Here is a 16,806-nt window from a genome sequence, read left to right on the forward strand (position 1 = left end):
TTTTGAGACATCATTTTGTTATTTGATATTTTCCGCAACTTCATACACTACGGCTTTCACTTTCTGATGCCAATTGCCTTTGGTTACCTATTTTGGCGAAAAAATTGGAAACTCGCTGCCCTGATCATGATAGCCACGATGGCTATCGATTTAGATCATCTGCTAGCTGACCCTATTTTTGACCCAGAACGCTGTGGTATTGGGTTCCACCCACTTCATTCCTTTTGGGCTGCGGTTGTTTATGTGGTGTTACTATTCATGCCATCATGGAAACTCAAAGCGATTGCGGTTGGCTGCTTGTTCCACCTTTTCACAGATTCGCTAGATTGCTATATGGGAAGTTTAAAAAAAGAGATGAATAGCCCAATAACATTAAGTCTCGTCATAGAACAGTGCCCATTGAGTATGCCAAACATAAAAAAAACCCAGCAATCATAAGGATCACTGGGGTTATCAAATAGCTAGCTAAGAGAATCTAATCATCTTGCTCTGTTTCTGCTTTCGCCTTCAAAGCTGCGAGCAATTTGCCATGAATGCCGCTAAAGCCACCATTGCTCATCACCAAAATATGGTCACCCGGTTGTGCGGTTTCAATAATCATATTGGTGAATGCCTCAATATCTGCACTCCAACGGGCGGGTTGAACACATTTTTCAGCAATATCCGTCACCATCCAAGGGATATTGGCCGGTTGGAACAGAAACACTTCATCTGCACGGCCTAGCGCAGGCGCAATATCATTTTTATTGACTCCCATTTTCATGGTATTCGAACGAGGCTCGAGCACTGCAAGAATACGTGAAGTTCCGCCAACTTTGCTGCGAAGTGCTTCTAACGTTGCCAAAATAGCCGTTGGGTGATGTGCGAAGTCATCGTAAACACTAACGCCATTTTCAACACCACGTAACTCAAGGCGACGGCGTGCATTGATAAAGCCATTCAAGGCAAGGCAAGCTTCTTTTACTGGGACTCCTACATGGTGAGCCGCAGCAATCGCCATCAATGCATTTTGGATATTGTGGTTACCCACTTGTGACCAAGTGACTTCACCCACTTTTTCTTGTTGGTAGTACACGGCAAAGTGGCTGCCATCGTGGCTTAGCTTCTCTGCTTGCCATCCACCATGCTCCCCCCCCACCAGCTCTTGTTCACTCCAGCAGCCCATTCCAATCACTTGTTTTAAATGATTATCGTTGTCTGGTGTGAAAATTTTGCCACTCGCTGGCACAATGCGTACAAGGTGATGGAACTGTTTTTGAATCGCTTCGAGGTTTTCAAAGATATCCGCATGGTCGAATTCAAGGTTGTTCAATACCAAGGTTTTCGGGCTGTAATGAACAAATTTAGAACGTTTATCGAAAAATGCACAGTCATATTCATCCGCCTCGATAACAAAAAACGGACTTTCGCCAATCTTAGCGGAGACATCAAAGTTACCCGGAACACCACCGATAAGAAAACCGGGCTTGTAACCGCACTCTTCTAAGATCCACGCAAGCATCCCCGCGGTAGTCGTTTTACCATGGGTTCCCGCCACGGCCAGTACCCAACGTTCGGGTAACACATGGTCATGAAGCCACTGCGGGCCAGATGTATACGGCAAACCTCTTTCTAACACAGCTTCGACACAAGGGTTACCGCGCGTCATTGCATTACCGATCACTACCATATCCGGTATTGGGTCAAGCTGAGCCGGATCAAACCCCTGAATGAGTTCAATCCCTTGATTTTCAAGTAATGTGCTCATCGGTGGATACACATTGTCATCCGAACCCGTCACTTTATGCCCTAAAGAACGAGCCAATATTGCTAAGCTTCCCATAAAGGTACCGCATATACCTAAAATATGTATGTGCATTCTTTTTCATCCAATTAGCATGAGGTTGGTCACTATTCTACCCATCAAAAACAGGTTTATAAATGCATTAACCTATTAATCTTTTTTTTATTTAGTTAAACTCTCCCCGCGCGAGGGTAAATGCCCCGCAAAACCTCTGTCAATTTTATTCAGGACCTTCGTCATGAAAACATTAGGCGAATTCATCGTCGAAAAGCAACAAGATTTTCCTCATGCAACAGGTGAGCTGACTTCTTTATTATCAGCTATCAAACTGGGCGCTAAAATTATCCATCGTGATATTAATAAAGCTGGACTTGTCGATATTCTTGGCACTAACGGTGTTTCGAATATTCAAGGTGAAGTTCAGATGAAGCTTGACCTGTATGCTAACGAAAAACTGAAAGCGGCTTTAAAAGCACGCGGAGAAGTCGCCGGTATCGCCTCTGAAGAAGAAGACGAAATTGTCATTTTCGAAGGAGACCGTGCAGAAAACGCAAAATATGTTGTTTTAATGGACCCACTTGATGGTTCTTCGAACATCGATGTAAACGTTTCCGTTGGAACAATTTTCTCAATCTATCATCGTATCACGCCAATTGGCCAACCGGTTACAGAAGCTGATTTCCTGCAACCAGGTAACCGCCAAGTGGCTGCGGGCTACGTGGTTTATGGTTCATCAACGATGTTAGTTTACACCACGGGTGTTGGTGTACACGCGTTTACTTACGACCCATCATTGGGCGTTTTCTGCTTATCTCATGAAAAAGTGATGTTCCCATCAGAAGGGAAAATGTACTCCATCAACGAAGGAAACTATATCAGGTTCCCGATGGGCGTTAAAAAGTACATTAAATATTGCCAAGAAGAAGATAAAGCAACAAATCGCCCGTATACCACTCGTTATATCGGTTCTTTGGTTGCAGATTTCCATCGTAACTTGCTCAAAGGGGGAATTTATATTTACCCGAGTACAGCAAGCCATCCAAATGGAAAATTGCGCCTTCTGTACGAATGCAACCCAATTGCATTTTTAGCAGAACAAGCCGGTGGTAAAGCTAGCGATGGGGCTAATCGTATCTTAGATATTATTCCTAGCGAATTACACCAACGTGCACCGTTTTTTGTCGGAACGGAGTCGATGGTAGAGAAAGCCGAATCATTTATGCGTGAATTCCCTGACTCGGAATAACCCAATTTATTAATTATAAGGCGGGGTTTCCCGCCTTTTTTGTTCCTTTTTTTCACCAACTAGTGAGTTTTGCCCCCTTTTACGGCTATAATGTCCCCCACGCTATCTACTCTATTATTTGATTTGCCTAAAAGCGGCAACAAATTAAAATGAGTAAATTCATTATTCACACAAAGGATACATTTAAATGGGCCTGAACAATGTACCGGCAGGTAAAGATCTGCCAGAAGATATCTATGTTATCATCGAAATCCCAGCGAACGCAGATCCTATCAAATATGAAGTTGATAAAGACTCTGGTGCGCTGTTTGTAGACCGTTTCATGTCAACAGCGATGTTCTATCCATGCAACTATGGTTACATCAACAACACCCTGTCTTTAGATGGCGACCCAGTTGACGTATTAGTTCCAACTCCATACCCATTACAACCAGGCTCAGTCATCCGTTGCCGCCCTGTTGGCGTCCTGAAAATGACTGACGAGTCTGGTGAAGATGCAAAATTAGTTGCTGTTCCGCACACAAAATTAAGCAAAGAATACGATCACATCAAAGATGTGAACGACCTGCCAGAATTACTGCGTGCTCAAATTACTCATTTCTTTGAACATTACAAAGATTTAGAAAAAGGTAAATGGGTTAAAGTTGATGGTTGGGAAGATGCAGCATCTGCAAAAGCAGAGATCATCGAATCTTTCGAACGCGCTGCAAAAAAATAATCTCCCTTTAAGGGCATAATGAAAGCGCTGGTTAATATCAGCGCTTTTTTATGGGCTCTAACATGTTGATTAGGCCATAAAGTAAAAACGCCAGCTATCATTGCTGGCGTTTTATATTTTTACAACTCGATAGCGACTATTAAATCGTTATACTTCTTCATCACGTTTCAGCCAGTCGCCACTTTTTATTTGACGTAGACCATCAACCGAATGTTTATACAGATAAATCCAAGCGTTGCCATACGGCGTTGGGATAAGCTCTCGTACATAGTCTTGAGAATTTTTCTTTAGCTCATCTAATTCAGTCAAAATTGACGGGTTGATTCGATAAACTTCGCACTCTATCACCCCATCCCCTTTGACAACCGCTGGATAATATCCAAGATCATACAGTTCATAGCCTTCTAGCTTATGCTCACCGAGTAGCTGAGCATAAGTCATCCAATGATGATTTCCTTGCTTTTGTCTTAAGCTACCATAAACAATTACACGCATAATCTAAAACTCAAATTGGTAAAGGAGATCCAATGCCTGATTAACACCAGACACAGCTTCTAAATACAGTTTTGGCATCAACCGATAACGTAAGGTTAACGTCGCCAATGAGTCAAAGATACCAACTCCATACTTCACTTGTAAATCATTAGTGATCTTACCACTTACAACGACTTGAGAACCATCCCCCACACCTTGGGTATCGACGGCTAAATCAGAGACTCCAAATGTCTCACCAATTTTACCCACGAGTTGCCCACTTTGTGCTACACCTAAGCCGATTAACATAGATGTCATTTGTGAACCATTTGCGTCCCCACTATCTAAGCCCTCTCCTCTTAATAAGTAAGAAAGCGCTTCTTGTTGTGTTTTCGCAGGTTCAGAGAATATTTCTACTTTCGGTTTATCCGCAAGGCCTGTGACCTTCACCCCTGCAATCACGTTATCCGCTGTGTTGTCTGGGTTACGTATCGCTTCTAAGTTTAAGAATGGTTGGTCTGCAGGGCCTGAGAACTGAATTTGGCCTTTACGTACAATCAAATCTTGCCCATAAGCACGGAAACGACCTGCTGGAATATCCACTTGGCCATTAATGTGTAAGCCATGGATATTCTGAACTACTTTCAATAAACCGGTCAGACGTGCTTTTAAGCCAAATGCGTCTAATTGCACATCGTTGCCAATTTTAATATCCAAATTGGTCTGAATAGGAATGGATGGCGCTTTTTCCTCAATTGGCTGTAAATTGCTATCTAACATCACCACATCCGAAGATGGGCTTACCGCTGACTCAGGGAGTTCTTGGACCGTGATCCGTGCCCACGGGATATTGACCGTCCCCTTTAACGTTAATACCGAAGGCGACGCATCAAAAACAATATCTGGTTGAACATCAATTTGGATCATCGGCGGTAAAGAAACACGAAGGTTATTACCTCGCGCCATGACTTTTGCACGCCATGCATCAATATTGCGCCAGTCTGCATCACCATCAATGTTCAGATAGCCCTCTGGCGTGTTTATCTGGCCATTCATTACTGAGCTCGTGCCGTTGAAATTAACACCTAAATGACCACTTTTGATATCAAACGGGATCATTGCAGATTTCACTTCTAAACTCGAAAGCGCTAAATTCCCATTTAATAATGGGTTATTGGCTGACCCGCCTAAACGTAGATTTCCACTTAAACGGCCATTCGCCACTTCCTTCTGGCCCAGTAACGGCTTGATTAAATCTAATGTCACCGAATTAATTTCAACATTACCCGACAACAAGCGACGTTTTTCAATATCAGACACTTGGATGTTACCGCGCATCTGTCCGTTATTAGCTAACCCAAATAACCAGCTAAGATCTGCCTTACCATTTTTCAACCCAGCACTTAACGTTAAGGTATCAAAAGCAATAGGCAAACGGGTTCCATCCACAAACTGAACTGCTTTGACATCATTTCCTCGCAAGTCCAGCTTCACTTGTGGCATGCTGCCATCCGCTTGCCAAATGGCATTGGCTTTACCCGTAAATACGCCACTGACTCGAGTATCTTGTGGCATAAAGGGTTTGATCATGGCGAGATCAAAACGTTCTAATACGATATCTGCGCTACCACTTTTACCCGCTTTAATCGGTTTTGGTACACACAAACGGGCGTTCGGGTTAACCCAACAATGCCGTCCAATGGTCACTTCTTGGGTTTGGTTGGCATAATCGAGTGACATTGCTTGGTTTAAGCGCCATTCACCCACCACCGTATCAAATAAGGTGTTAGATAAATTCCCTTTCCACACTTCAGTCTGCCGGTCAAAACTGCCTGCTAATGCTAATTGACCAGAAACCGGCTCACCTTTCATATTCAATTTTAACGTATGCTGTTTTTCACTGCCTTTCGCATCTAAAGTTAGGTTATTGACGACAAGGTCGCCTTGTTTTAATTGACGCAGAACAACGGATAGATCCCCTTTAATTTGCTCGCCTGTTGCCACATTTCCTTTGATAACAACATTCTCGATAGCAAGGTCGTCCTGCCACTTCACACCGCGTGCGGTGAGGTCAACAAGCGCTTCTGGCGTCTCTAAATTACCCCGTAATTTCACATCACCGGCAATCACACCACCTAAGCCAGGTAGCAAACCATTGAGTGCGGGGGCATTAATTTTGGCATCAAGGTTCCATTTATCAGCAAGGGAGCCTTTTACGTCGACATTATTTTTACCCAGTGCCAAATTGAAGTTTGGAATATCCCATTGGCCTGCTGCGTTACCTTTGGCTTTGCCGCGTGCTTTCAAGAGATTATTTTTGACATTACCATCCAAAATAATTTCAGGGATATCTAACTGCCAGCTACCACCGTATAAACTTCCGCGAGTAGCAATCTTGCCATCCACTTTAGCAGGCCATTCAGGGTACTGTTTGGCAGTATTAATCCCCGACAAGGTCAATACTGCATTCCAACTAATCGCCTTGCTCCAGTCCGCAACACCTGTAATATCCGCATTACCCTGTAAAGCAGCTAAACGTAAACGAGTTAAATTAATTTGCTCTTCATTGCCTTTCGCATCTAATAGCAAGGTCGAAGGGGGCAAATCCTGCCCAGTGATAGCTGAGCGTACAGACATGTCATAAGCCGATGGCCGGCCATTTAAACGCAACCGTGTTCCATCGAGTTGGTATTGCGCTTCCCCCACTAACGGCCACGTTAGCTTATCACTTTCTAATGTCAGCAAAATAGGCAGGTCTGCTTGTGACAAATCTGTTTCTGCATCTAATTTCGCATTAATTGGCCCGTGTAAGTTCAATGCCAATTTTAGCTCATCAACCAAACCGCCTTTTAAGGAGAGGTCTATTTTTTGCCCGTCTAAATCCTCTAAACGGCTTTCACCCACGACCGACAATGAGACTGGCCATTTATCTTGCAATGTTGCTGTGCCAGATAACGCAACATTCCCTTGCGGTGCATCGACTTTTAACTGTTTAACTAAAACTTGTTGCCCTTCATTCGAAAGACTCAAGTGTAATTGGTTAATTTTAAGTTCAGTCGCTCCCGTTAATTGAAAATTCGAAGCATTAATGCCATCAACATTTAAATCAACAGGTAAAATAACCTCTGGTAATTCAGCGAGTAACGGCTTAGAAAATAGCGCTTTTAATTCGTCCGCTAATGATTTTTGGTCATTTATCGGAGTTGGTTCTGGTTGTTTCTCTTCAACGGCTGCATCTGATTTGGTTTCAGGTAAATTAATGGCCAAATCAATGATATCGGTTGGAATGATAGTGATCGCTTTCCCTTCCCACGTGACCCCTGTGGTAAATTTGGCTAAATCGATGTCCATGCCATCCACATTAACGTGCGTTGAAACCAAAGCCAATTGATTCAAACGAATGGTTAAAGGTGCCTTGAGTTCAGTCAAAGGTTCAGATGGTGGCGTTTCTTCTGAAGGGGGAAACTGTGAGGTATCAACATTGACAGTGACATTTTCCGTACCTAAGTTGTCGACACATAGCTCACGGCTTGTTAAACAACCTAGACGTACGGCTAAATTTAGTTTTCCTGCATTAACATCAACACCTGGCATTTGGTATTTAACGCCACTTAACGTTAAGTTACTAATATCCCCGTCAATTTTATCAATGGTTAATTCAGGAACAAAGCGTGTCGCTGTATTTAATGCAAAGTGAAGACCAGACTGTGTTCCAATCACCCAACTGAGTGCAGCAATAATCAAAACAAGAATTAATAAAATGGAAAGACTTGTCCATTTTAGCCACTTCAACCACCTCATAACTCAGTCCCCAAGCCGATATAAAACTGTATTTTGTTGTTATCTGGATCACCGATAGGTTTTGCTAAGTCTAATTTTATTGGCCCAACCGGTGAGACCCAGCGGATACCGACTCCCGCACCCGTTTTAAAATCACTATTTTTAAAGTTATCAACGGCTTCACCACTATCAATAAAGGTTGCTCCCCACCAATTCCCTGTAAAGTTATATTGGTATTCTACAGAGCCTACGGCCAATTTTGATGCCCCTGTCAGCTTACCTTTACTATTTTCTGGCGAGATCTTTTGGTAACCATACCCACGCACACTGCCGTCACCCCCTGCAAAGAAACGCAAGTCCGGTGGAACTTTGTCGAAGTCGTTCGTTTCAATCCAACCGATATTTCCACGAACAACAAAGCGATGACCTTCCCATGGCGTTCTGATCCATACGTTTTTGGCTTGCAGTACCGCAAAATCGATGTCTGAACCCCAAATTTTATTTGAGTAATCAATAGAGTAACGTTGGCTATCTCCCCATGTTGGCATCACACCGCCGCGTTGGCGAATACGGCTCACATAGGCCCCGGGATATAACAACATCGTCGTATTCGTCACGTTGGCTTGGGTAAAGTTACTCAGCATCCAACGCATGTTTACGCCATATTGCCAACCGGATGAATAATCCCAATTACGAGACACATTCAAGGTTGTTGTATTCGCTTGGGTATCATTTAAATCTGTACGTTTAAAGCCCCCTTGAACCGCATAATATTGCTCAAGCGGGTTAGCTTTTAGTGGAATTTTATAGCTCGCATCAATTAATTGTTCTGGTTGTGACAAACTAATACTGGACGTTAAACTTTGCCCACGGGAGTTGATCCACGGCTTATTCCATGTGGCTTTAACGCGAGGGCCCACATCTGTTGCATACCCCCCACCGAGCTCAATAAAATTTTTGGCTCTAGGGGTCATTACCGCTTCCATCGGTAACTCATAGGAGTTTTCTTTTCGAGCACTCACGATGCGTGGCGTCACAATCGCAGAAGTGAACCAACCTGTTTCTGCTAACCGACGATTAAATTCAGCAAGTTGTTCTGATGTGTAGTATTCCCCTTTTTTGAAAGGAGCAAGGTTGTTCAGGTAATCTTCACGAATTTGTGAACCTGAATAAGAAATAGCACCAAACCGATAGCGTTCACCACTGTTAAAATCAAAATCCCAATAAGCCGCATGGTGATCAAGAGAAATACCCAGTTGGCTTTTCTCCATCATCGCATCAAAATAACCTTTACGAACGGCTAAACTGCTAAAGCGCCCTTTAAATTCTTCGTATTCGCCATCATTTTGGATAGTATCAAGCTTTGGCGTATATTGTTTGAGCATCTTTTCATAGTCTGGATCCGTTTTTGCTCCACCTTGTAACTCAACATTCACCCCTTTTAATAAAATAGGTTCTCCAGGAGTGACCTTGGCGGTTAAAACGGAACGAGCAGGCGGGGTTTTTTCTTCATAGCTAAATTCAACCGTGGGTTGGTAGTAACCTAAAGGCTTTAAACCTTCTTTAATTGCTTTCTCAACACGGGCTCGAAAACGACCATTTGGCACAACCTCATCTTGCGATATATTAGACAGCTGTACGCGAACGTTTTGATTAAGTTGTCCTTCAAGGCCTTCAATATTAAGGCGAAGATTAGCTGCGTGTACCACTGGCACTGCCGCAGTTAGGCAGAGAAAACAAATTAGAGGGTATTTCGACACGCCTACTCCTAAGGTGATTGTTCGATTGACTAAATACTTCATATCAATTTATTTTGAGTAAAATTCGCCATAGACACAAGTTTTTATCCCTACTTTTAGATTATTTGTGTGGTCAATACATATAGGAATCATTATGCCTTTTAATAAATTTCACTCTGCAAGTATTGCACAACCTCTGCCCGGCAGAGCAACTGCTATGACTTACTCACCATATCATGCGCTTAACCATCATTCGATTGAGATTATTCCTAAGAATATGGAAATTGCTTATTTTGCCATGGGCTGTTTTTGGGGAGTTGAACGACTATTTTGGCAGCAAGCTGGGGTTTATTCAACTTCTGCTGGCTATTGTGGTGGTGTGACCCCTAACCCAACCTACGAAGAGGTTTGCTCAGGACGCACTGGCCACGCAGAAGCGGTTCGTGTTGTTTTTGACCCACAAATTATCAGTTACTCTCAACTATTGACATTATTTTGGGAAAACCATGACCCTGCACAAGGCATGCGCCAAGGGAATGACATGGGAAGCCAATATCGCTCCGCCATTTATACTGTGTCAGATGAGCAAGACCAGCAAGCAATGGAAACACTGCAAGCTTACCAAAATGCAATGAAAGCGCAGCATGACTCTCGTGCAATCACGACCGAAATAGCACCTTTAGACACGTTTTATTTCGCAGAAGATTACCACCAGCAGTACTTATACAAAAACCCGAATGGATATTGTGGATTAGGAGGGATTGGTATCTGTTTACCGCCTTCGTTAAACAAATAAATCAATAACTTAATACAGTGAGTTCATCTTCCCAACCATTCAAGTTGCTTTCCAATATGACTTAAAGCAGCTTGAATGACGATGAATATCTAGGCAGATAAATCACCTCGGTGCTATACTCATGCAACATATCAACAATTTGCGCATATTGCGCAACATATATTTGCATACTCAATATATTTAAATACGCGAGACTATGCCTTCAGAGATTTTTGAATTTTATGGGTTCTTCCTTTGATTGGCTGGATAACTTATGCTCAACAGTTTATTAATTGTTCTATTATTATGCGCAATCAGCGCATTCTTTTCTTTGTCAGAAATTTCTCTGGCGGCTTCCCGCCGTATTAAACTTAAGCTCATGGCCGATGAAGGCAACATTAACGCGGCTCGCGTGCTTAAATTACAAGAAATGCCGGGAATGTTTTTTACCGTCGTTCAAATTGGTTTAAATGCCGTTGCTATCCTTGCAGGTATTGTGGGGGAATCGGCTTTCTCCCCGGCTCTGTACGATATCTTTATTCAGTTTTTATCCCCTAGCTGGGCTCAACAAGTTTCATCAATCCTGTCATTCACCATTGTGACAAGTTTGTTTATTTTAGTGGCTGATTTAACACCAAAACGTATCGGTATGGTAAAACCTGAAGCCATTGCTATTCGTATCGTGAATCCGATGCGCTTCTGTTTAGTGATACTGGGTCCATTAGTCTGGTTTTTTAATGGCCTTGCGAACCTGTTTTTTAAATTATTCAAATTACCTACGTCACGTAATGAAGACATTACTTCTGATGATATCTTTGCGGTGGTTGAAGCAGGGGCGGTTGCGGGTGTGTTACGTAAACAAGAACATGAATTAATTGAGAATGTCTTCGAGCTAGAATCACGTACTGTGCCATCAGCGATGACTCCGCGTGAAAGTATCATTTATTTTGACAAAGACGAGTCAGAAGAAAGCATCAAACATAAAATTTCAACTCAGCCACATTCTAAGTTCTTGGTCTGTGCAGGGGATATTGACCATGTTATCGGTTATGTTGATTCAAAAGAATTACTTAACCGTGTACTCAATGGGCAAAGTTTAAGCTTAAAAGAAGGCGCTCACATTAGAAATACGCTAATGATCCCTGACACCCTATCACTATCAGATACCTTAGAAGCCTTTAAAGCAAATGCGGTCGATTTTGCTGTTATTCTCAACGAATATGCATTGGTCATGGGTATCATTACCATCAATGATGTAATGATCACTTTAATGGGTGATTTAATTGGCCCAGGGCAAGAAGAGCAAATCGTGGTCCGTGATGAGAATTCTTGGTTAGTTGAAGGCGGAACGCCAATCGAAGATGTGATGCGCATTTTGGATATTGATGATTTCCCTGACTTTAGCAACTATGAAACCATCGCAGGGTTTATGATGTACCGGTTAAGAAGAATGCCAAAGCGCACAGATTATGTGAAATATGCGGGCTATAAATTTGAAGTTGTCGATATCGATAATTACAAAATAGACCAACTACTCGTAACTCGCCTTACTACGGTGCCATCACCAGTGGTTGTACAGCCCGGAAAAAATACTATTGAAACGGCTGACGCAAAACAACAAACAAAAGGTACTGAACATTAGTGCTTGATAGCGAAGCCGTTTCTTTCAATGCGCCACCCGTGTGGCGCGTTGTTAACCAAAACCTTCTTGATTAACCTACCCCAGTTCTGCCTGCAATAATGAAACCTGTTTATTGACCTCACTCATCACATTGTAATGGCGCTTATCACTGATTTTAGGTGGTAGAATTTTCCCATAATTAAACTCAAATGCCCCAAAATCCTTAATATAGAGCCTGCCACGGAATAGCGTTTTGACGTAAAGAGCAATCTTCGATGGGTTATAACGGTTAAAAATTTTCATTAGAACTTTGCCTCCCCTTTGTTCTTACGATATTCAATAACTCATACCGTTCAATAATCATAGACCAGAAATTTTCACTTTGGTTCTAAAATTGCAGTTTTATTCAATTTACTGACATAACATGACACTGTAAATTAACTGTTAAAACCCCATAAACTTTGCTTTTATTCTAAATTTTAAAAAAATGTTAAATTACCCCTTGTAACTCATCCGATGAGCTATGCTATAAATAGTAGTCATCCAACAAACCACTAGGCTCACATGGCAAAATCATCAATCAAGGAGCTTTTATGATAAGAAATTATTTACTTTTAATATGCTTGCTTGGGGTATCAGCAGTAGCTTCTGCAGCAAATATTCAATTAAACCAATCTGTTCCTGCTATTTCCGTCACCGATAAAGGTGAGCTTGTGATGAATAATGAAGGGAAGTTGGATTATCAACCGTGGAAAAGCCAACAACTCGTTGGAAAGGTGCGTACTATCCAGCACATTGCAGGCCGCTCTTCAGCAAAAGAGCTCAATGCCCCCTTAGTTGAAGCTATCAAGCAAGCCAAATTCCCTCATAATACCTATCAGACAACGACAATCATTAATACCGATGATGCAATTTTTGGTACTGGTGTCTTTGTTAAAAATAGCGTTGAAGATAGCAAAAAAGAGTTTCCTTACTCACAATTTATTGTTGATAGTGAGGGGACAGTAAAGAACGCATGGGGCTTGAAACCAGAAAGCTCGGCAATCATCGTATTGGATAATCAAGGGAAAGTGTTGTTCTTCAAAGATGGTGAATTAAATACCCAAGAAATTCAAAAAGTCATTAGTTTGTTAGTGTCATCGCTAAACTAATAAGGGCAAACTTTTACTACTATCAAACTTTTACTACTATGTAGTGCGCGTATATGTAGTGTGCGTAATTTCGCACACTACACCTACAATTCAGCCTATCGCTCTTGAGCCCAAAATAGTGAGTTATGCTAAAATGCCCTTACATTAAATATGCATAATTATGATTATTATTTTAATAAACAATCATGACTAATGTGCTCATTATCACGTTTTAGTTTCATTCCAATAGACCTTGGCACAAAAACCACCATTAGCGCCATGAGTAAAAATCACCTGCAAATGATGTAATTGTGCAACCCGCTTAACAATGGAGAGCCCTAAGCCACTCCCTGTCTTCTCTTGCCCCGGAGGACGATAAAAACGCTCACCTAGCCGCTGTAAAACCTCAGGTGTCACACCATCACCATCATCTTGAATTTCAAGGTGATCAGCATACAAAATAATCTCCACTCGCCCAGCTTTTTTCCCATAACGTATAGCATTATTGAGTAAATTTCTCAGTAACGCATTGAGTAGTAATGGTTGGCCTTGAAAATCAGGGGGGCTAGCAACTCGGGTGTTTATTAGGGTTGTTTGCTGCTCTTGCGCTTCAGGTTCCACATCTTTTATCGCCGATTCAATTAATGCAGGCCAAGATACAACTGTAATATCATCAAGTTGAGTGGATGATTCTAACCGAGACAACATCAGTAGTTGGTCAACAAGCCTTGTTGCCCTATCAATACCTTCTGATAAATTCGCTACTGCATGGTTACGGATATCGGCATTATTCCCCGCAATTTGTACCACTTCTGCCTGCACCCTTAATGCTGCGAGTGGACTACGTAGTTCATGAGCCGCATCGGAGGTAAATTGTCGTTCACGGGCAAACATTTCATTAATACGACCAAGCAACACATTCATGGAGTCAATAATAGGTCTGACTTCACTGGGAATACGCGCCACTTGCACTGGAGTTAGTTCATCGGGTTTTCGGTGATACAACTGCTTTGCTACATCCTTCAATGGGCGTAAAGCGCGTGTCAGTAGCCATAAAAATAGTAATAACATGATTGGCAAAGCAATCAACCAAGGCATAAATTGTGCCACCATAATATCAGTTGCCATTTCTTGCCGGTATTCCCACTCCTGCCCTACCGCGATAACGTATTGACCATCTTGAGATTTTAGCCATACAAAGCGCCAAGGGTCATCACTTCCTTGGATCATCCCATCCGTAAAACCTTCTCGTTTAAATTGATAGACAATATCTCTACCGTTATCACCGTCGTTTAAAACCATTTTGCCATCGGGTGTAAAGATAGCAAATGCCAGTGCATCGTCATCCTGATGGCCACGGTTCTTTCGTAATAATTTTTTGGTTTTAGTCAGTGAAGGCCGGCTCAATTCAAAGTCGGATGGTAAAACTGATAACCGTTTAGCAAACGCCATTTGCTGGGTATCAAACAGTTCATTAATCGTTTTATAGCTTTGATACCATGCTAGCGAACTTGCGATCCCCCATGTCAGCAACGCTAACAGGAGCAGCATTAACGTGAGTTTCAGCCTAAGACTAAATGTCTTCATCATTTATCATCACCTAATCGATAGCCTACACCATGAATAGTTCGAATAAATTTATTACCTAATTTGCGTCGTAAATGGTGGATATGTACCTCAACCGAGTTACTAGAAACCTCTTCATCCCAGTTATATAATTTTTCTTCAATTAAAGGACGAGAAAAAACTTTATTTGGGTTATGCATAAATAAAGAGAGTAAGGCAAACTCTTTCCCCTTTAGTTGTACAGGCTCACCTTGCTGTGTCACCGTCATTGCAACCGGATCCATTTCGACATCACCATGTGTGAGTTTAGAAGACAGTTGCCCACTTCGGCGGCGGATCAACGCTTGCAAACGCGCCATGACTTCCATTAAAGCGAAAGGTTTACACAGATAATCATCAGCCCCTTGTTGAAGCCCTTGAACACGTTGATCTAATGCATCACGCGCCGTCAAAATCAAGACAGGCTCATCGCGTCCTTCTTTGCGCCAATGTTTTAAAATATCCATGCCATCAATATTAGGTAACGAAAGATCGAGTACAACAGCATCATAAGGTGCATCAAATAAAGCCAGCTGTCCTTGTTTACCATCCATAAACCAGTCAACCGTAAACCCTAGTTGCGTTAAACCCACTTTTAAACCATCACCAATTAGCCTGTCATCTTCAATTAAAAGAATTCGCATAATATCCCCCACATCAGAATATTATTATATTTATCCCATCAGCCTTAAGATGACTAGCTATTATTAATAAAATTAAAAATATAATTCGTTAGTTAAGTTTCTTAAGATCCTGTTAAGATTTACTTGGTTTAATACCCTCCATACAAACAAATTCATGTCCATTTGGAGATATTGATGATGAAAAAATTACCTGTAATCGCTTTAGTCGCTGCACTCGCAAGTGCACCTGTTTTCGCTGCAAATGGTGGTTTTGACGGCCCAGGCGCAGTCACAAATACAACAACTCAAACCTCTCAAGCGGGTGGTTTCATCGGCCCAAATAGTGGGGAAATGACAGTTGCGAAAGCGCTTGATATGTCAGATGACAGCTGGGTTATTTTACGTGGGAATATCGTCAAACAACTCGACCATAAACATTATGAATTCACCGATGGTACTGGCACTATTAATTTAGAAATCAGCGAAAAGCGTTGGAACGGTATAAATGTAACGCCAAAAGATAAAGTTGAAATTCGCGGTAAAATTGATAAAGACTGGAATTCAAGAGAAGTCGAAGTTAAGCAAATCCAAATTATTAAATAATTCACAACGTTTACAACGGGACCTACTTTAAAGTAGGTCCCATCTAAATCCTATTTCATACAGAAATTAACAGTGCTAAATTAACAAAATCATTTTTGTTTACTAAGGCTGCTTAATGACTGTAAAACGCCCTAAAATACGTAATATTCAAGAGAAACTACTTTCAGATAATTGGTATATTTTAAAAAAATATACTTATGAGTTACAACGTCGAGATGGTAGTTGGCAACAACAAGAGCGCGAAGTCTACGATAGAGGCAATGGTGCCGTTATTTTGTTATATAGCAAAATAAAAAATAGCATTATTTTAATTCGTCAATTTCGCATGCCAGTCTATGTGAATGGCTATTCTGATTTTCTGATTGAAGCCGCTGCTGGCTTACTCGAAAACGCCTCTCCCGAAGCTCGAATTATTGCTGAAGCAGAAGAAGAAACGGGTTTTAAAGTCGATAAAATTCAGAAAGTTTTTGAAGCCTTTATGAGCCCTGGCTCAGTCACCGAAAAACTCCACTTTTACATCGCTGAATACAGTGATAATCATCGTCAAAATGCAGGCGGTGGGCTGAAAGAAGAAGGGGAAGATATTGAAGTATTAGAGTGGCCTTTCCCTAAAGCCATTGATGCGATAAAAACGGGAGAAATTGTTGATGGCAAAACCATCATGTTGATCCAGTACCTTGCCCTAAACGCTATTCTAAAAAGCTAATCC

The 16,806-nt window shown here is 41.8% G+C and carries 15 protein-coding genes; 8 read left to right on the plus strand and 7 right to left on the minus strand.

Translation table 11 applies throughout. The annotated features are described in order from the left end of the window. Positions 1-15 precede the first annotated feature (15 nt). Positions 16-438, plus strand: a complete 423-nt coding sequence (locus PSF67_RS14805; RefSeq protein WP_102138221.1) for a DUF6122 family protein — start codon at positions 16-18, stop codon at positions 436-438. 37 nt (positions 439-475) lie between these two features. Here the strand turns inward: PSF67_RS14805 and mpl are convergent, their stop codons facing one another. Further along, a complete protein-coding gene (gene mpl / locus PSF67_RS14810) occupies positions 476-1,858 on the minus strand; it encodes a UDP-N-acetylmuramate:L-alanyl-gamma-D-glutamyl-meso-diaminopimelate ligase (RefSeq protein WP_166263996.1) in 1,383 nt (460 codons plus the stop codon). Between the two features lie 163 nt (positions 1,859-2,021). Here mpl and fbp point away from each other — a divergent pair, with 163 nt between their 5' ends. Together fbp and ppa are read left to right on the plus strand one after the other, a co-directional pair. Continuing rightward, positions 2,022-3,029 carry a class 1 fructose-bisphosphatase gene (fbp, locus tag PSF67_RS14815; protein WP_102138223.1) on the plus strand — a complete coding sequence of 336 codons (1,008 nt, stop codon included), beginning with the start codon at positions 2,022-2,024 and terminating at the stop codon, positions 3,027-3,029. A gap of 187 nt (positions 3,030-3,216) precedes the next feature. Further along, positions 3,217-3,747 carry an inorganic diphosphatase gene (gene ppa, locus PSF67_RS14820; protein WP_102138224.1) on the plus strand — a complete coding sequence of 177 codons (531 nt, stop codon included), beginning with the start codon at positions 3,217-3,219 and terminating at the stop codon, positions 3,745-3,747. A gap of 147 nt (positions 3,748-3,894) precedes the next feature. Here the strand turns inward: ppa and PSF67_RS14825 are convergent, their stop codons facing one another. From PSF67_RS14825 to tamA, 3 genes are read right to left on the minus strand one after another with little or no spacing between them, the layout of a single operon-like run. Beyond that, the gene (locus tag PSF67_RS14825) at positions 3,895-4,242 is read right to left on the minus strand and encodes a gamma-glutamylcyclotransferase family protein (RefSeq protein ID WP_102138225.1); all 348 of its coding nucleotides are present in this window, start codon (positions 4,240-4,242) and stop codon (positions 3,895-3,897) included. A gap of 3 nt (positions 4,243-4,245) precedes the next feature. Beyond that, positions 4,246-8,022 carry an autotransporter assembly complex protein TamB gene (tamB, locus tag PSF67_RS14830; RefSeq protein WP_272677226.1) on the minus strand — a complete coding sequence of 1,259 codons (3,777 nt, stop codon included), beginning with the start codon at positions 8,020-8,022 and terminating at the stop codon, positions 4,246-4,248. Continuing rightward, positions 8,019-9,761, minus strand: coding sequence for an autotransporter assembly complex protein TamA (gene tamA, locus PSF67_RS14835; protein WP_102138227.1), 1,743 nt, complete (start codon positions 9,759-9,761; stop codon positions 8,019-8,021). Before tamA ends, tamB begins: the two co-directional genes overlap by 4 nt. A 133-nt stretch (positions 9,762-9,894) precedes the next feature. Here tamA and msrA point away from each other — a divergent pair, with 133 nt between their 5' ends. Together msrA and PSF67_RS14845 are read left to right on the plus strand one after the other, a co-directional pair. Next, positions 9,895-10,536, plus strand: a complete 642-nt coding sequence (gene msrA, locus PSF67_RS14840) for a peptide-methionine (S)-S-oxide reductase MsrA (RefSeq protein ID WP_195697868.1) — start codon at positions 9,895-9,897, stop codon at positions 10,534-10,536. Between the two features lie 253 nt (positions 10,537-10,789). Continuing rightward, a complete protein-coding gene (locus PSF67_RS14845) occupies positions 10,790-12,157 on the plus strand; it encodes a hemolysin family protein (protein WP_166263988.1) in 1,368 nt (455 codons plus the stop codon). Positions 12,158-12,232: 75 nt separating this feature from the next. Here PSF67_RS14845 and PSF67_RS14850 read toward each other — a convergent pair whose 3' ends face one another. Then, positions 12,233-12,439, minus strand: coding sequence for a DUF1107 domain-containing protein (locus PSF67_RS14850; RefSeq protein WP_004905964.1), 207 nt, complete (start codon positions 12,437-12,439; stop codon positions 12,233-12,235). Positions 12,440-12,729: 290 nt separating this feature from the next. On the opposite strand from PSF67_RS14850, the gene PSF67_RS14855 reads away from it, so the two are divergent. After that, positions 12,730-13,287 (plus strand): YtfJ family protein, encoded by a 558-nt coding sequence (locus PSF67_RS14855; protein ID WP_102138230.1) that lies wholly within the window; start codon positions 12,730-12,732, stop codon positions 13,285-13,287. 204 nt (positions 13,288-13,491) lie between these two features. Here PSF67_RS14855 and qseC read toward each other — a convergent pair whose 3' ends face one another. After that, positions 13,492-14,853 carry a quorum sensing histidine kinase QseC gene (qseC, locus tag PSF67_RS14860; protein ID WP_272677246.1) on the minus strand — a complete coding sequence of 454 codons (1,362 nt, stop codon included), beginning with the start codon at positions 14,851-14,853 and terminating at the stop codon, positions 13,492-13,494. Beyond that, the gene (gene qseB, locus PSF67_RS14865; protein ID WP_102138231.1) at positions 14,853-15,515 is read right to left on the minus strand and encodes a quorum sensing response regulator transcription factor QseB; all 663 of its coding nucleotides are present in this window, start codon (positions 15,513-15,515) and stop codon (positions 14,853-14,855) included. The genes qseC and qseB overlap by 1 nt, the downstream gene beginning before the upstream one ends. A 177-nt stretch (positions 15,516-15,692) precedes the next feature. Between qseB and PSF67_RS14870 the strand changes: the two genes are divergently transcribed. Together PSF67_RS14870 and nudK are read left to right on the plus strand one after the other, a co-directional pair. Continuing rightward, positions 15,693-16,097: a YgiW/YdeI family stress tolerance OB fold protein gene (locus PSF67_RS14870; RefSeq protein WP_210843119.1), complete on the plus strand. Its 405-nt coding sequence runs from the start codon at positions 15,693-15,695 to the stop codon at positions 16,095-16,097. A 115-nt stretch (positions 16,098-16,212) separates the two neighbouring features. Beyond that, a complete protein-coding gene (gene nudK, locus PSF67_RS14875) occupies positions 16,213-16,803 on the plus strand; it encodes a GDP-mannose pyrophosphatase NudK (RefSeq protein ID WP_166263982.1) in 591 nt (196 codons plus the stop codon). Positions 16,804-16,806: the final 3 nt, after the last annotated feature.

The organism is Providencia sp. PROV076 (assembly GCF_028483405.1).
Classification (GTDB): Bacteria; Pseudomonadota; Gammaproteobacteria; order Enterobacterales; family Enterobacteriaceae; genus Providencia; species Providencia huaxiensis.

Bases quoted from the DNA above. Each gene is read 5' to 3' on its own strand.
- msrA (WP_195697868.1), top strand. From the start codon at position 9,895: ATGCCTTTTAATAAATTTCACTCTGCAAGTATTGCACAACCTCTGCCC.
- PSF67_RS14825 (WP_102138225.1), bottom strand. From the start codon at position 4,242: ATGCGTGTAATTGTTTATGGTAGCTTAAGACAAAAGCAAGGAAATCAT.
- nudK (WP_166263982.1), top strand. From the start codon at position 16,213: ATGACTGTAAAACGCCCTAAAATACGTAATATTCAAGAGAAACTACTT.
- PSF67_RS14870 (WP_210843119.1), top strand. From the start codon at position 15,693: ATGAAAAAATTACCTGTAATCGCTTTAGTCGCTGCACTCGCAAGTGCA.
- qseC (WP_272677246.1), bottom strand. From the start codon at position 14,853: ATGAAGACATTTAGTCTTAGGCTGAAACTCACGTTAATGCTGCTCCTG.
- PSF67_RS14855 (WP_102138230.1), top strand. From the start codon at position 12,730: ATGATAAGAAATTATTTACTTTTAATATGCTTGCTTGGGGTATCAGCA.
- mpl (WP_166263996.1), bottom strand. From the start codon at position 1,858: ATGCACATACATATTTTAGGTATATGCGGTACCTTTATGGGAAGCTTA.
- PSF67_RS14845 (WP_166263988.1), top strand. From the start codon at position 10,790: ATGCTCAACAGTTTATTAATTGTTCTATTATTATGCGCAATCAGCGCA.
- qseB (WP_102138231.1), bottom strand. From the start codon at position 15,515: ATGCGAATTCTTTTAATTGAAGATGACAGGCTAATTGGTGATGGTTTA.
- PSF67_RS14850 (WP_004905964.1), bottom strand. From the start codon at position 12,439: ATGAAAATTTTTAACCGTTATAACCCATCGAAGATTGCTCTTTACGTC.
- ppa (WP_102138224.1), top strand. From the start codon at position 3,217: ATGGGCCTGAACAATGTACCGGCAGGTAAAGATCTGCCAGAAGATATC.
- tamB (WP_272677226.1), bottom strand. From the start codon at position 8,022: ATGAGGTGGTTGAAGTGGCTAAAATGGACAAGTCTTTCCATTTTATTA.
- fbp (WP_102138223.1), top strand. From the start codon at position 2,022: ATGAAAACATTAGGCGAATTCATCGTCGAAAAGCAACAAGATTTTCCT.